Source organism: Devosia faecipullorum (assembly GCF_015158295.1).
Classification (GTDB): Bacteria; Pseudomonadota; Alphaproteobacteria; order Rhizobiales; family Devosiaceae; genus Devosia; species Devosia faecipullorum.
This window is the reverse complement of record NZ_JACDXV010000001.1, coordinates 249,507-265,197: the sequence shown is the minus strand read 5'-3', so window position 1 is coordinate 265,197 and position 15,691 is coordinate 249,507. Positions and strand designations below refer to the sequence as shown.

Sequence of the window (15,691 nt, the reverse complement as noted above, 5' to 3'; positions counted from 1 at the left end):
TGAGCGACGAGCGCTGTCCGGCGTCCGCATGCCCGATGGTGAAGCGTTTGATAATTCGAGATGACTTCAGTTGCCTCTAGCTTTCCACTGGTGCATTGATCCCACACCATGCAGAACACTCTTCCCGCCGCCTACACCATCACCCCGCCCAATCGCCCGCTGACCGGCCGCGTTTTGCCGCCCGGCAGCAAGTCCATCACCAATCGCGTCCTGCTGCTGGCCGCACTGGCCAATGGCACCAGCCGCCTTACCGGTGCGCTCAAGAGCAAGGACACGGTGCTGATGGCCCGGGCCTTGCGAGAAATGGGCGTGAATGTCGAGGAGCCTGACGCGACCTCATTTCTCGTTACCGGCACCGGCAAGCTGGTCGCGCCGAATGGTCCACTTTTTCTTGGCAATGCCGGCACTGCCACGCGCTTCCTGACGGCTGCCGTGGCGACAATCGACGGCACGATCATCGTGGATGGCGACGAGGACATGCGGCTGCGTCCGATCAAGCCGCTGGTCGATGCGCTCAATGCGCTGGGCATTGCCGCCGAGGCGCCCACCGGCTGCCCGCCGGTGACCATTCGCGGCAGGGGACAATTCGGCAAGGGCAGGGTGGAGATCGATGCTTCGCTCTCCAGCCAATATGTCTCGGCCCTGCTCATGGCTGCGCCGTTTGGTGACGGTCCAATCGAAATCGCCCTTACCGGCAAGGACATCGGCGCGCGCGGTTATGTCGATCTGACGCTGGCCGCCATGCGCGCCTTTGGCGCCAGGGTGCGGGAGAGCGGCGAGGGCGCCTGGCTGGTGGAGCCCACGGGCTATGTCGCCGGCGATTTTCATATCGAGCCCGATGCCTCCGCCGCGACCTATCTCTGGGGCATCGAGGCGTTGACCGGCGGTAACATCGATCTGGGCGTCGCCGCCGATGCCTTTACTCAGCCTGATGCTGCCGCTCAGGCCGTCATCGCCGCCTATCCGAATATGCCTTCTGTCATCGATGGCTCACAGATGCAGGATGCTGTGCCGACCATGGCCGTGGTCGCAGCCTTCAACTATCGTCCCGTGCGTTTCGTCGGCATTGCCAATCTGCGGGTCAAGGAAACCGATCGCATCCGTGCCGTCGCCAATGAACTCAACCGCATCCGGCCCGGCCTCGCCGTCGAGGAAGGCGACGACCTTGTCGTCCATTCTGATCCGGGCCTCGCCGGCCAGACACTTCCGGCCTGCATCGAGACCTATCACGACCACCGCATTGCCATGAGTTTCGCGCTGGCCGGACTATTGGTGGATGGCATCACCATTCTCGACCCTTCCTGCACTGGAAAAACCTATCCCGAATATTGGGATATGCTGGGCGGGCTCGGCGTCGAGTTGATCGCCGGCAGTTGAAAAACTGCCGGTCTTTCAACCGGGTGAGGTGTTGAACCGCTTCAGGCGGCGGATACGTCCTTGGTGGGGATTTCGGCGATTTCGACGAGTTCGTCCTCGCTGATCACCCGATTCCGGCCCGCATGCTTGGCGGCGTAAAGGCATTGGTCCGCCCGCTCGATCAGGGTCGAGGCGCTTTCCGAAGGATTGAACTCGGCGACACCGAACGATGCCGTGATGCGGCCCAGCTTTTCATTGGTGGAACGCTTGAGCAATTCCTTGGTCTGGATGGCTTTGCGGATATTTTCGGCCACGATGATCGCGCCCTGAAGGTCTGTCGAGGGCAGGATGGCGGCGAATTCCTCGCCGCCATAGCGCGCCGCCAGATCCCTGTTCTTGATATTGGATTTCAGCGTCATCGCTACCAGCCGCAGCACCTGATCGCCGGTCTGGTGGCCGAATGTATCGTTGAATGTCTTGAAGTGATCGATATCGACCAGCATCAGGCACAATGGGGCGCCGCTCTTTTCCGACTCGGCAATGGCGTGGGCGAGCCCCTCGTCGAAGCTCTTGCGGTTGGCGATCTTGGTCAGCGGATCGAGCATGGATTCCCGCCGGACATCGTCCAGGTCGCGCTGCAAGGCGGAAATATCGTCGCGCGAGGCTTCCAGCTTCCGTTCCAGTTCGCGATTGGTGTCCTGCATGCGCCGCGTTTCGGACAATAGCCGGGCGGCGAGATCCTTCATCGCATCGCCACCCAGATCGCGCTCCAGGTCGCCGGTCGCCGATTGCAGCGAGCCCGAATAGGCATTGGCGGTGGTCATGGCCGCGTCGATGGCTTCATGAACGGATTCGATGCGCGCATGCATGCGTTCGGAAACGCTCGACATGCGTTCGGTCATGTCCGAGCGCAGAAATTCGTTATAGAGCGCCTCGGCCAGATCCGAAGACGGCGAGGTACCGCTGCGAAAAACGGCATTGATCCGGTTGTTGAGGGACGGATTTACGCCCGTTGCATATGTATAGAGCAGTTCGTAGAATTGCGGATAAGGGGGGATCGCGCTGCGCTTGAGCAGATCAAACGCAGCATTGGCATAACCAAGCGCCCGCATGAATTCCTGATCCGACACTGCTCACCCCGCGCGCCGTTACGCTGCCTTGCAAAGCCGACCTTCATTGTGTCGGTACTTGCCCCATCTTGGTCCTACTTGCGAATAAGATCATAAAGCGCCAAGATTCGATAGTTCAGCGCCCTCAATATTGCTTTGGGCACTCAAGTCGTTCGCACGGGCCGCAGAAGGAAGGCCGGAATCGGGCCGGCGGAGCCGAACGGACCATCCTCCGGGCCGTCCTCGATGGTTTCCTCGACCTTTTTCGGGCGCCGGCGGCTTTCTTGCTTCGGCTTTGCTTCCGCAGAATTCTCCCGAACGGGCTTTTCACTTACGGGTTCAGTGCTGGCGGGTGCGGATTTGGTCTCGGCGGCGGGCTCCACGCTCTCCTTGGCCGAAGCGGTGGTGCGGCGGCGCGACGGCCGCTTGACCTTGCCCTCATCGGCCTCGGTCTCTTCTGCCGGCTTGCGTCCTGCCTTGGGCGTTTCGAGCCAGTCGATCGGCTTCTGGATCAACTTGAGAATCGTCTCGAGATATTTGCCGTCGGCGGGCGCCACGAAAGTATAGGCCGCGCCCTTGCGGCCAGCGCGGCCGGTGCGGCCGATACGGTGCACATAGTCTTCAGCATGCACCGGCACGTCGAAATTGAACACATGGCTCACGGCGGGAATGTCGAGACCACGTGCAGCGACGTCGCTGGCGACCAGCAGGGTCAGCCTGTCGGTCTTGAACGCATCCAGCGTTTCCATCCGGCTCTTCTGGTCCATGTCGCCATGCAGGGCGCCGGCGGAATAGCCATGGCGTTGCAGCGAGCGGGCGAGGGTGGCCACATCGCGCTTGCGATTGCAGAAGATGATGGCATTGGTGAGGCCCTCGGCGGCGTCGATGCGCTCGCGCAGGGCAGCACGCTTCTCGTCCGGCTTCGAAGACACCTTGACCAGTCTCTGATCGATAGTGTCGGCGGTCGAGGCGGCGCGCGAAACCTGCACATGCACCGGGTCGCGGAGAAATTTCTTGGTCAGCCGCTCGATCTGCGCGTCCATCGTGGCCGAGAAGAGCATGGTCTGGCGGCGCGGCGGCAGGCGATTGACGATTTTTTCGATGTCGTCGATGAAGCCCATGTCGAGCATGCGGTCGGCTTCGTCGATGACGAGGATTTCGACGCCGTTGAGCATGATCTTGCCGCGCTCGATCTGGTCGAGCAGGCGGCCCGGCGTGGCGATCAGCACGTCGACGCCGCGATCGAGCTTCTTGTTCTGGTCCTCGAACGAGACGCCGCCGATGATCAGGGCCATCGAAAGGCGATGGTTCTTGCCGTATTTTTCGAAATTCTCGGCAACCTGCGCCGCCAGTTCGCGCGTCGGCTCAAGAATGAGCGTGCGCGGCATGCGGGCGCGGGCGCGGCCATTTTCCAGTATCGTCAGCATGGGCAGCACGAAGCTTGCCGTCTTGCCGGTGCCGGTCTGGGCGATGCCGATCAAATCCTTCTTTTCCAGAAGGTGAGGGATGGCCTGCGCCTGAATTTCGGTCGGCTTGGTATAGCCAGCCGCGGTCACGGCATCGGTAACCTTGCTTGAGAGGCCAAGTCCAGAAAAGGTATCGGTCAAAGTCGGTCGTTCCACTCAAGGATTCTGTCCGGCGTCGCGGCGGGCTGGATTGCCTGGGTCGCGCGTCCGGTCATTGGAAGGTCAACAGGCCTAATCCTGCGGGACCATGCCTCTTGCGGGTGCCAACCAATCGACAAATTCCTCAGCACCCTCGGCTCGGGCTTGCGACCGCCTTTTCGGCCTGCCGCTCAACCCAGCCGGCTACTCAGGCGCTGCGGCAGCAATAGACCTGCGCACACTGCGTACCATACCGGCGGCGCGGACCATACCGCAAAGCTCTGATGAGTCAACGTCCTTAGGTGCTTAACAACTAACACCGTTACGATATCGATTATGCTTCCGGAACATACCGCAAGATGCCGGCCAGTCCTGACCCATGCCCGTCGCTTGGGTGAGCAATGCCGTTATTGACGGGAACTTCGGGAAAGTCGAACGGACTTACCCCCTTCAGACACGCCACGTTGACCCCTAGCTGCCCGGGGTTGGAACGGCGCTGATGGTGTGTGTAGATACCGCAGGACGAGCAGAAATAGTGCTTTGCGGTCATGGTGTTGAAGGAATAGACGCTCAGTTTCCCGGCGCCGGTGAGAATGTCGAACGCGCCCAGATCCGCCGTCACCGCAATGGCCCCGCGCATGCGGCAATAGCTGCAATCGCAACGCCTCGCCGTTCGCAGTCCATCCGTCAGCCTGACGCGGAACGTCACGCAACCGCAGTGGCAGGCGCCTTCGATGTCTTTAATGTCGAGGTCCAGCTTCATACTAAATATCCAGATCGGTCACGAAAGCCGCATTTTCCTGGATGAATTCGAAACGGGCTTCGGGTCTGGTGCCCATGAGGCGGTCCACGGTGATCTTGGTCGCTTCACGGTCGTCCAGCACTTTCACCTGCAACAAGGTGCGCGACTTGGGTGACATGGTGGTTTCGCGCAGATGGGCATAGGGCATTTCGCCAAGCCCCTTGAAGCGGGTGATGTCCACCTTGGCCTTGCCGGCGAATTCGGTTTCCATCAGTTCATTCTTGTGCGCGTCGTCGCGGGCATAGAGCGTCTTGCCGCCCTGGCTGATGCGATAGAGCGGGGGCATGGCGAGATAGAGATGCCCGTTCTCGATCAGGCGCGGCATTTCCTGAAAGAAGAACGTAATCAGCAGCGAGGCGATATGGGCGCCGTCCACGTCGGCGTCGGTCATGATGATGATCTTGTCGTAACGCAGATCGTCTTCGACATAGCGGTCGCGGGTGCCGCAGCCCAGGGCCTGGATCATGTCGGCGATGAGCTGGTTGGCGGCCAGCTTGTCCCGGCTGGCGCCGGCGACGTTGAGGATCTTGCCGCGCAGGGGCAGCACTGCCTGATTGGCACGGCTGCGGGCCTGCTTGGCCGAACCGCCGGCCGAATCCCCTTCGACGATAAAAAGCTCCGCGCCCTGCGCCGCGTTCTGCGTGCAATCGGCCAGCTTGCCCGGCAGGCGCAGCTTGCGCGTGGCGCTGGCGCGGTCGATTTCCTTTTCCTTGCGGCGGCGCAGGCGCTCCTCGGCGCGCTCCACAGCCCAGTCCAGCAGCTTCCCCGCCTGGTTGGGGGAGGCGGCCAGCCAATGGTCGAAGGCGTCGCGCAGCGCATTATCGACGATGCGGGCCGCTTCGCCCGAGGCCAGCTTGTCCTTGGTCTGGCCGACGAATTCTGGCTCGCGCACGAAGACCGAGAGCATGACCGAGCATGAGGTCAGGATATCTTCGGCGGTGAGGTTGGCAGCGCCCTTGTGCTTGGTCAGTTCGGCATAATTCTTGAGGCCGCGCAGCAAAGCGAGGCGCATGCCCGATTCATGGGTGCCGCCATCTGGCGTCGGCACGGTGTTGCAATAGGATTGCACCCCACCATCGCCCAGCGTCCAGGCAATGGCCCATTCCACAGAACCGTGACTGCCGGGGCGTCCGCTCTTGCCGGCGAAAAGCTCGTCGGTGATCCGCGTCTCGCCCTCGATCCGAGCGGTCATGAAATCCTTGAGGCCATCGGGATAGTGGAACACTGCCTTGGCGGGCACGTCCTCGCCCGCGAGGCTCTCGTCGCAGCTCCAGCGCAGTTCCACGCCGCCGAACAGATAGGCCTTGGCCCGCGTCATGCGGAAGATACGGCCCGCCGAAAAATGCGCCGACGGTCCAAAAATTTCGGGGTCGGGATGAAACCGGGTGGAGGTGCCGCGCCGGTTCTGCACCCGGCCGATATTTTCCACGTCCTGCACCACCTTGCCGCGCGAGAAGATGATGCGGTGCAGCTGCTGGTCGCGCGCCACCTCCACCACCATGTCGTCGGAAAGGGCATTCACCACGGAAACGCCGACGCCGTGCAGGCCACCGGAGGTTTCATAGGCTTTTGAATCGAACTTGCCGCCGGCATGCAGCACGGTGTGCACAATTTCGAGGGTCGAGCGATTGGGGAATTTCGGGTGCTTCTCGACCGGAATGCCCCGGCCATTATCGGTAACCGTAAGGTATCCGTCGGCGCCCAGATGCACCTCGATCCGCGTGGCATGGCCGGCAATGGCCTCGTCCATGGAATTGTCGATCACCTCAGCAAAAAGGTGGTGATAGGCATTGGTGTCGGTGCCGCCAATATACATGCCGGGCCGACGCCGGACCGGCTCAAGCCCTTCCAAAATCTCGATATCGCCCGCGCCATAGTCGCCATTTGTCGGCAGGGAGGCATTTGCTGCCGCCTTTTTGGACTCTGCCTTCTTGGGCTGTTCAGGCTGGGGCGCGGCGCTACCGAAGAGATCAGACATGCACGTTCCATATGTTCTGCCCGAATCAGGCCGGGTCGTTTTCTACCATATCCCAGCCGTTTCCGTGGGTCTGGCCGCATGAGCAATTCCCACAGGGATGGCCGCATCGGGGGCGTCAAGGGGAACGGTTGGCGAACCCCGCGCGCCGGTCGGGACAGGTTCGTCCCAAGATAAGTCACTCGGTTTACCGCCCATTCGTCCTTTGGGAGCATTTTCTTAAATGCCCGCTGTTAGAACTAGGGACATACGGTTTGTCTGGAGTTGCCGTATGCGACCCGAATTGCCCAGTATTGCGTATCGAGGGATCAGGTTCGGGACGAACACGCCTGGACATTGGCCGGAAGCCGGATTGAGTATTGCGTACCGGCTGGCCAATTTCCGCGTGTCGCGCCTTGGGGCGTTGCTGGGCGTGAGCCTGGTGTTCTACCTCGTGTGATCCTACTTGCCTTGCCTGCCCAACGTGGTTAGCAATGAAGCATTGTTCAACACCTGAAACGGGGAGGGCTGCATGACATTTCATACGCATCGCACGCGCGGTCCCGTTCATGCCCTGCGGTTTTCGCTGCAGGGCTGACCAGCCGGTCCGGGCGCTTCGTCAAGTTTGCCTCACCTCTGGTTTGCCCGTCATGGCGCGCTGCATGTTTCAGCGCTCCGCTTGTAGGCAAATGGCGCTCGAAATCATCGCGCCGATCCAGTGAGTGAAATCCCATGGGCATGATCAGCCTCCGCAATGCTGGCCACCGCGCTGGCGAGCTGTTGTTCTCCAATCTCAATCTAGTCATCGGCGAAGGCGATCATGTCGGCCTTGTCGCCCCCAATGGACGGGGCAAGTCCACACTGTTGCGCGCCATGGCCGGTCTCGCCGAACTCAGTGACGGCGAAATCACCCGCTCGCGCGGCCTTGCCGTCGGTTATGTGCCGCAGGATGTGCCGGAGGCAGCGCTGGGCCAGTCCCTCAGCCAATTCGTCGCTTCGGCGCTCGATACGGCCATTCTGGACAGCGAAGGCTGGCGGGTCGATGTGGTGATGGAGGAATTTTCCATTCCCCTCGACCTGCGCGATCGTCCCTTGAACCAGCTGAGCGGGGGCTGGCAGCGCATGGCGCTTCTGGCGCGCGCCTGGGTCACCCAGCCCGGTGCGCTGCTATTGGACGAGCCGACCAATCATCTTGATCTGGGCCGGATCACGATGCTAGAAGACTGGCTCGCCTATGCGGCGAAAAGCCTGCCTGTCATCATCGCCAGCCACGACCGCGCCTTTCTTGACGCGACGACCAACCGCACGCTGTTCCTGCGGCCTAGCGAGCAGGTCTATCTGCCGCTGGCTTATACGGCGGCCCGGGCCGAGCTGGATCAGGTGGACGCCGCCATCGAGGCCCAGCGCGAGCGCGATCTGAAACAGGCCAGCCAACTACGCCGGCAGGCGGCCAAACTCACCAATATCGGTATCAATTCGGGCTCCGACCTGCTGACTGTCAAATCCCGGCAATTGCGCGACCGCGCCGAAAAGATCGAAGCGCAGGTGCAGGAGGCCCATCGCGACCGCACGGGCCTTGTCAGGCTGGGCAATAGCGGCGCCGACGCGCGGGTAATGCTGGCCATCGACAAGGTAGCTGTCACCACGCCCGACGCGAGGCTGCTGTTCACCATCGACAAGCTGCATGTCTTTCAAGGGGAAAGGCTGGTGCTGCTGGGCCGCAATGGCACCGGGAAATCGCAATTCATGCGTCTGGTCACAGAAGCGCTGGCTGGCGCTGTGCCTGAGGGAATGCGCGTCAGCCCGCAATTGGCGCCAGGCTATCTCGACCAGGCCTTGGGCTGGCTGCCGCTCGATCCGTCACCGCTCGATTACCTGTTGGACCGTTTCGATGAAGGCGACCGCCGGACGATTGCGCTTCTGGCCGGCGCAGGCTTTCAGCCGGACCGGCAGACAAAGCCCATCCAGACGCTGTCGCTGGGCCAGCGGGCGCGGTTGGCCCTTCTGGCCTTACGCCTTGCCAAACCGAACTTCTACCTTCTGGACGAGCCGACCAATCATCTCGACATTCCCGGTCAGGAGCAATTGGAGGCCGACATCACAGGGCAGGGGGCGACGACGATCCTCGTCACTCATGACCGCGCCTTCCTCCGCGCCATCGGTACGCGCTTTCTGGTCATCGAGGGCCGCAAACTGCGCGAGGTGGATGGTCCGGAAGCGTTTCTGGCCGGTATGGCGGGCTGATCCGCTCTAATCCCTTGTTTGCGCATCGGACCGAAAGCCGCGAGGACACTTTTCGGTCCGATGCTTCAAGCGAGCCGCGCCTTGGGCTTGAAGGAGTGCAGCGGCGCTCTGGAAGTGACCGCCCGGTCCTTGCCATCTCTCTTGGCCCTATAGAGCGCGCGATCGGCTTCGATCAGCATGTCCGACAGCGTTTGCCCCGGGCCATGTGTATGCAGGCCGATGCTGAGCGTCAGATTATAATCCTTGGGCAGTCCGCCCACCACCATATGCCGGACCGCCGCGCGGATGGCTTCGGCGTGGCGCTGCAGCGCGTCCTGGTCGCTGTGGTCGTAATAAAGGGCGAATTCCTCGCCGCCGACGCGTGCCGCAAATTTCGCCCCGCTATGGCTGGACAGGGCCCGCGCCACGCCGGCGATCACCAGATCACCGACCTTGTGTCCGAAACGGTCGTTCACCTGCTTGAAATCATCGATATCGGCGATCAGCAGCGCCGAATGCCGGTTGCCGAGCAGCGCCTTGCCGATGGCCGATTCGAAGCCGCGCCGGTTGAGCAGGCCGGTGAGATAATCATGATTGGCTTCGGCCTTGAGCCGATCCACCATGTCCATGGTCATGGCCGAGAGGAACAGCAGCGCCACTGTTCCGCTAAGGATGGGCGAAAAGGCCTGTAGTGAGAGCCAATAGCTCGATTCCCGGAATGTAGGGCCGTCGGCGGCGTCGAGAATGCCCAGGAGGATCAGGATCGGGCGCGCGAGCGGCAGAATTGCGCCCAGGATGCCGGCAGCAACGATCAGGCGGTCGGGTGTGGAGGAGGGCCCGGCCTGCAACAGCTTGGTGACCGAGATCAGGAACAGGCCACTGAAGATCAGGCCGACGATGACAATGCGGGCATCTATTGACGGCACAAGGACGAGAAACCAGACGAAGGCGGCGTATCCGGGAATGAGCAGGGCGGCGAAGGCCGCAAATGGAATGGGGATCCGGCTCCGCTGCAACGCGGCGCAACAAGCGATGATGATGGCTGCGGCGAAAGCGATATTGCTGATCAGCCGGTTCGCCACTTCGCTGCCGAGGGGGCTGAAATCGTAAAACGCGAATCCGGCCGCCAATAGCAGGAAGGCCAGCGCGAGCAGCCCGAAATGCCGATGCGCCTGGAATCGCCGCCAGAGAAGCAGGAACATCGTAGCAAAGATGGCGGCGATGACCGGATTGAGCAGCGAAAAAAAGATATGGCCCGCCATTCTGATTGCTCGTGCTTCCCGATTCCCCAAAGCGGTCCGGATCGTAGCGGGAAGACCGATAATCGAGCGTTAAACTTCGTTTCGACGTGTCGATTCAATTTGGGCACAGAGCAAAAAAAAGACCGCCCCGGGGGGCGGCCTTGAATTCACCGGCGAATGGCTTCGCTTAGTGGTGGTGTTCCTCGGGAACCTCGTCCTCGCCAGCTTCGATCAGCTTGGCCAGCTCGTCGCGGCTCAGCGTCTTGTCGGTGATCTCACCCAGTTCGATGATGTGATCGACGACCTTGTTCTCGAAGATCGGAGCGCGCAGGCTGGCAAGCGCCTGCGGGTTCTTGCGGTAATAGTCGTAAACCTGCTGTTCCTGGCCGGGGAAGCGGCGGACTTCGGCGATCAGCGCCTGCTGGTGCTCCTCGTCGGTCACCTGCACTTCGTTGACATTGCCGATTTCGGCAACGACGAGGCCCAGGCGCACGCGGCGCTCGGCGATGCGCTGATACTGGGCGCGGGCTTCTTCCTCGGTCGTGCCTTCATCGGCGAAGGAGCGGCCATGGCTCTGGATTTCGTGCTCGACGCGCTGCCAGATCGTGTTGAACTCGGCTTCGACCAGTTGGGCCGGAACGTCGAACTTGTGACCTTCATCGAGAGCGTCGAGAACCTGACGCTTCATGTGCTGGCGGCCCATGGAGGTGAGAGCGGCTTCCATCTGGTCGCGCACGGCCTTGCGCAGGGCGGCAACGTCCTCGAGGCCAAGGCGCTTGGCGAAATCGTCGTCCAGATCGCCCTGGTTCGGGCCATCGGCATGCAGGATGGTGACGTCGAAGGTCGCTTCCTTGCCGGCCAGTTCCTTGTTCTGGTAGTCGGCGGGGAAGGTCACCGTGATGGTGCGGGTTTCGTCCTTCTTCATGCCCACGAGCTGTTCTTCGAAGCCGGGGATGAATTCGCCCGAACCGACGGTCAGGTGAGCGTGGTCCGAAGTGCCGCCATCAAAGGCAACGCCGTCGATCTTGCCGACGAAGGAGAGACCCAGGCGGTCGCCGTTTTCAACGATGGCGCCTTCGCCCTTGTCGGTATAGCCGCGGTTCTGGCTGAACACGCGATTGACTTCGGCTTCGACTTCTTCGTCGGTGACGGCGACGACGGGCTTCTCGAGCTTGACGCCCTTGATGTCCATCAGCGTGACCGGCGGCAGGATTTCATATTCGACTTCGAAAGCCAGGTCGGACTTGCCGTCCAGCACGTCATTGATGACGGCCTGGTCCTGCGGCAGATCGACCTTCGGCTGTGCGGCGGCGCGTTCCTTGCGCTCGTCGAGCGTGTCGGACACCGTGGCATTGATCGCGTCGGTCATCACTTCGGACATGGCCGAGCGGCCATAGACCTTCTTGAGATGCGCGGTCGGCACCTTGCCGGGACGGAAGCCCTTGATATTGGCCTGACCCTTGAGCTCTTCGAGCTTGGCATCGAGGCGCGTGTTGAGGTCCGCGGCCGGAATGGTGACGCTCAGTTTGCGCTTCAGGCCTTCATTGAGGGTTTCGGTAACCTGCATTGGGGTCTTGTTCCGTCTTGATTTGTCTCGTTAGGCCGAGGCCATTTTGGTGCGGGTGAGAGGACTCGAACCTCCACGCCTTGCGGCGCTGGAACCTAAATCCAGTGCGTCTACCAGTTCCGCCACACCCGCAAGGGCCCCCGTCGGCCGGGTTGGCGTTGCATCTATATGAAGACTGAAAGCCAGTCAAAGCCTCATTGTTCACCGCCCCCTGTCGATGAGGCCGCCCATTTGCGCGTCACATCCTATGGCGCGCCGCGCCAGACTTGATTATATCGTGGGCATATTGCTCATTTTTTGCGCAAACAGCCTATGAGCGGCATCCACATCCCCTGGGGTCTGCTCGTCTAAATGGTTATATTATATGGTGTTTTTGGTCCTGGCATGGCGTGGCATGGCAAGTGCATACGGCTTGGCGGTAACTGCCGAAAACGGTCAGTGGAGGCGTAAGTGAAAAAAATCGAGGCTATCGTAAAGCCGTTCAAGCTCGACGAGGTCAAGGAAGCGCTGCAAGAGGTTGGCCTGCAGGGCATCACCGTAACCGAGGCCAAGGGCTTTGGCCGCCAGAAGGGCCACACCGAGCTTTATCGCGGCGCGGAATATGTCGTGGATTTCCTGCCCAAGGTGAAGGTCGAGGTCGTGTGCTCCGATGAACTTGCCGACAAGGCGGTCGAGGCGATCCGTACTGCCGCCCAGACCGGGCGCATCGGCGATGGCAAGATCTTCGTCTACTCCATCGAGCAGGCCATCCGCATCCGCACGGGCGAATTCGGCGACGACGCGCTCTGACCGCACGCACCGCACCATACAATACCAGCATTCCGATTTAGACAGGGGAATACCGAATGACGACCGGAGCCGACATTATCCAGCGCATGAAAGACGAGAACATCAAGTATCTCGACGTGCGCTTCACCGACCTGCGCGGCAAACTCCAGCACGTGACCATGGACGCATCGGTCGTCGACGCCGATCTGTTCGAAGACGGCATCATGTTCGACGGCTCCTCCATCGCCGGCTGGAAGGCGATCAATGAGTCGGACATGGTGCTGATGCCCGATCCGAATTCGGCCTATATCGACCCGTTCTTCGCCGCGTCGACCCTGGCCATCAATTGCGACATTCTCGAACCGGCGACCTACCAGCCCTATAACCGCGATCCGCGCTCCATCGCCAAGAAGGCCGAGGCTCTCGTCAAGTCCTCCGGCGTCGGCGACACCGTCCTGTTCGGGCCGGAGCCGGAATTTTTCATCTTCGACGACGTGCGCTATTCGGCCACCACCTACAAGGTCGGTTTCTCCGTCGATCATCCCGAGCTGCCGACCAATAATGACGCCGAATATGAAGGCGGCAACAATGGCCACCATATCGGTATCAAGAAGGGTTATTTCCCGGTGCCGCCGCTGGACAGCGCCCAGGACATGCGCGGTGAAATGCTCGAAGCCATGGGGCAGATGGGCGTCATCATCGAGAAGCATCACCACGAAGTGGCGTCTGCTCAGCACGAATTGGGGCTCAAATACAAGCAGATGATCCCGTCGGCCGACGACGTGCTGATCTACAAATACGCCGTGCAGCAGGTCGCCAATTCCTATGGCAAGACCGCGACCTTCCTGCCCAAGCCGGTCTATGGCGACAATGGCTCGGGCATGCATTGCCACATGTCGATCTGGAAGGACGGCAAGCCGCTCTTCGCCGGCGATCAATATGCGGGCCTGTCGATGGAATGCCTCTATTACATCGGCGGCGTCATCAAGCATGCCAAGGCCATCAACGCCTTCACCAATCCGACCACCAATTCCTACAAGCGCCTGGTTCCCGGCTTCGAAGCGCCGGTGCTGCTGGCCTATTCGGCGCGCAATCGCTCGGCCTCTTGCCGCATTCCCTTCGGCCAGTCGCCGAAGTCCAAGCGCGTGGAAGTGCGCTTCCCTGATCCGCTGGCCAATCCCTATCTCGCCTATACCGCGCTGCTGATGGCCGGTCTCGACGGCATCAGGAACAAGATTCATCCCGGCGATCCGATGGACAAGGATCTGTATGAATTGCCCAAGGAAGAACTCAAGGAAATCCCCACCGTGTCGGCCTCCTTGCGCGAAGCGCTGGAAAACCTCGACAAGGACCGCGATTTCCTCAAGGTCGGCGGCGTGATGGATGACGATTTCATCAATGCCTATATCGACCTGAAAATGGCTGAAGTGGTCCGGGTCGACCAGACACCGCATCCGGTGGAGTACGAGATGTACTATTCGGCCTGACCGCTGGGCAGAAATGGGGAAGGGGCCTTTCGGGGCCCCTTCGCTTTTGAGTTTCTACGACAGGTCCGGGGGAAAGGACCGCCGGACGATGGCGCTCCATTCGTCCGGGGCTTCGAGCAAGCCCTCCACCTGATCGACTTGCTGGCTTTCGAAGAAGCGGACGGCAAAGCCGACATCGAAAAGCCGCACCACTTCGCCCGTGATCTTTCCAATCGTCACCACTTCGCCCACGGCGGGCTGGAAGGCGGCGGACAGAGCGGCTCCGGCCCCGGAATAGTCGAGGACGAGGCAGGGCTGGGACCAGTTATCGGGACGGGAAAGTACGGTGCGCGGATTGCGGGGCATGAGGCGCTTGTCGCTGCGCCGGTCGAGCTCGCCGGTCCAGAGGCGTTCGCTGAACGTGGTGATGCGGGCATTGAGCTTGTCCCGGCTCACCTGATTCTGCGCGATGGCCACGACGAAGCCGTCCTCCAATTGCCGCTCGACCCGGCCATTGAGCGTCCCCAGCGGGCCGAAGCTGGCCGTCACCTCTTCGCCCTGTTCGGGAATGACCGGAGCCGTGACGCGGAAGGCGTCGCTGGACATCATGCGCAGGCGGCAACCGAACAGGTTGACGCCCGGCTGCACTGCCTGCTTGCCGATGACATAGCGGCCGGTGACCGTACGTATGCCGTGCAATGCAATGCTGGGCCGTTCGAGAATGTCGGTCATGATGCAGCCTTCCTCCGGTGCCTACCCATCAGCATGAGCGCACCGCGTCAATGGGCTGTTTCGCGCAACCATCGTACTTTGCCGGAAAGCGTAACCTTGCGGTTACTATGATGGGGCCGCCGATTGGCCGCTGGGCGGCTGAAGCAGCGTTTCCAGGTCATCGACGTCCTGAACCTCGACGAATTGCAGCGCGAAACCGACATCGAGATGGCGCACCACGCGACCGACCAGCCGCCCAACCGCCAGCGGGGTTCCTATTTCCGGCCAGAGATGGGCGGAGATTGCCGCGCCGGACTGGGAAATGTCCATCACGAAGCAAGCGATGGTGGTGCCGTCGCCCAGGGTGAGGACGCTGCGCGGATCGCGCGGCTGGATACGCTTGTGGCCGCGCTTGTCGGGCACCTGCGCATTGACCCGCTTCTTGTGCCATTCAATCCTGGCGCCGAGCCTGTTGCGGTCATTGTCGGACATCATGATGTCGGTGACGAAGCCGGATGGCAGGCGTCGGGTGATGCGGCCCCGCAATATGCCGAATTCATCGAAGTGAGAGGAGACGATTTCGCCCTCGCGGCCGACCATCGGCCCCACGGCCACCAGCATACGGGTGGAAATGGAACAGAGGCGGCAGGCATAGACGGGAAGTTTTTCATTGGGCGACTGGCGGCGATCGGGGAGGGCATAGCGTCCGTGCAGCGCACCGATGAAGCGCACGTCATGCCTTTCATAGTCCGATTTTTGCCCATCACCATTGGATGCAGCAATCAGTGACACGGGCCCCCCTCCCATAAATCACTCGACATGGCCCCGAACATGTTCGTACGGAATTATACCAGGGCGGGCGCAGAAGACCTGATGTTTGTAAATTTGTT

General features: G+C 61.3%; 12 protein-coding genes and 1 tRNA gene. 4 read left to right on the top strand and 9 right to left on the bottom strand.

The window, feature by feature from the left end; genetic code table 11:
• Positions 1–108 precede the first annotated feature (108 nt).
• A complete protein-coding gene (gene aroA / locus H0482_RS01265; protein ID WP_193728218.1) occupies positions 109–1,377 on the top strand; it encodes a 3-phosphoshikimate 1-carboxyvinyltransferase in 1,269 nt (422 codons plus the stop codon).
• Positions 1,378–1,418: 41 nt separating this feature from the next.
• Here aroA and H0482_RS16840 read toward each other — a convergent pair whose 3' ends face one another.
• The 4 genes from H0482_RS16840 to parE form a co-directional block, all read right to left on the bottom strand.
• Entirely contained in the window at positions 1,419–2,486 is a 1,068-nt protein-coding gene (locus H0482_RS16840; RefSeq protein ID WP_193728217.1) for a GGDEF domain-containing protein, read from the bottom strand.
• A 143-nt stretch (positions 2,487–2,629) separates the two neighbouring features.
• On the bottom strand, positions 2,630–4,072 hold the full coding sequence (locus tag H0482_RS01255) for a DEAD/DEAH box helicase (RefSeq protein WP_193728216.1): 1,443 nt from the start codon (positions 4,070–4,072) through the stop codon (positions 2,630–2,632).
• Between the two features lie 331 nt (positions 4,073–4,403).
• The gene (locus tag H0482_RS01250; RefSeq protein WP_210319080.1) at positions 4,404–4,826 is read right to left on the bottom strand and encodes a GFA family protein; all 423 of its coding nucleotides are present in this window, start codon (positions 4,824–4,826) and stop codon (positions 4,404–4,406) included.
• Positions 4,827–4,833: 7 nt separating this feature from the next.
• Complete coding sequence (gene parE / locus H0482_RS01245; RefSeq protein WP_193728214.1) at positions 4,834–6,849, bottom strand: DNA topoisomerase IV subunit B; 2,016 nt, start codon at positions 6,847–6,849, stop codon at positions 4,834–4,836.
• A 708-nt stretch (positions 6,850–7,557) separates the two neighbouring features.
• Here parE and H0482_RS01240 point away from each other — a divergent pair.
• The gene (locus H0482_RS01240; protein WP_193728213.1) at positions 7,558–9,069 is read left to right on the top strand and encodes an ATP-binding cassette domain-containing protein; all 1,512 of its coding nucleotides are present in this window, start codon (positions 7,558–7,560) and stop codon (positions 9,067–9,069) included.
• A gap of 65 nt (positions 9,070–9,134) precedes the next feature.
• Here H0482_RS01240 and H0482_RS01235 read toward each other — a convergent pair whose 3' ends face one another.
• From H0482_RS01235 to H0482_RS01225, 3 genes are all read right to left on the bottom strand, one after another.
• Positions 9,135–10,310: a GGDEF domain-containing protein gene (locus H0482_RS01235; RefSeq protein WP_193728212.1), complete on the bottom strand. Its 1,176-nt coding sequence runs from the start codon at positions 10,308–10,310 to the stop codon at positions 9,135–9,137.
• A gap of 166 nt (positions 10,311–10,476) precedes the next feature.
• On the bottom strand, positions 10,477–11,856 hold the full coding sequence (gene tig, locus H0482_RS01230; RefSeq protein ID WP_193728211.1) for a trigger factor: 1,380 nt from the start codon (positions 11,854–11,856) through the stop codon (positions 10,477–10,479).
• Between the two features lie 47 nt (positions 11,857–11,903).
• A tRNA-Leu gene (locus H0482_RS01225) sits at positions 11,904–11,988 on the bottom strand.
• A gap of 318 nt (positions 11,989–12,306) precedes the next feature.
• Here H0482_RS01225 and H0482_RS01220 point away from each other — a divergent pair.
• On the top strand, positions 12,307–12,645 hold the full coding sequence (locus tag H0482_RS01220) for a P-II family nitrogen regulator (RefSeq protein ID WP_193728210.1): 339 nt from the start codon (positions 12,307–12,309) through the stop codon (positions 12,643–12,645).
• Positions 12,646–12,701: 56 nt separating this feature from the next.
• Positions 12,702–14,111 (top strand): type I glutamate--ammonia ligase, encoded by a 1,410-nt coding sequence (gene glnA / locus H0482_RS01215; RefSeq protein WP_193728209.1) that lies wholly within the window; start codon positions 12,702–12,704, stop codon positions 14,109–14,111.
• A gap of 54 nt (positions 14,112–14,165) precedes the next feature.
• Here glnA and H0482_RS01210 read toward each other — a convergent pair whose 3' ends face one another.
• Both H0482_RS01210 and H0482_RS01205 read right to left on the bottom strand, forming a co-directional pair.
• Positions 14,166–14,822: a hypothetical protein gene (locus H0482_RS01210; RefSeq protein WP_193728208.1), complete on the bottom strand. Its 657-nt coding sequence runs from the start codon at positions 14,820–14,822 to the stop codon at positions 14,166–14,168.
• Between the two features lie 105 nt (positions 14,823–14,927).
• Positions 14,928–15,593 (bottom strand): PilZ domain-containing protein, encoded by a 666-nt coding sequence (locus H0482_RS01205; RefSeq protein WP_193728207.1) that lies wholly within the window; start codon positions 15,591–15,593, stop codon positions 14,928–14,930.
• Positions 15,594–15,691 lie beyond the last annotated feature (98 nt).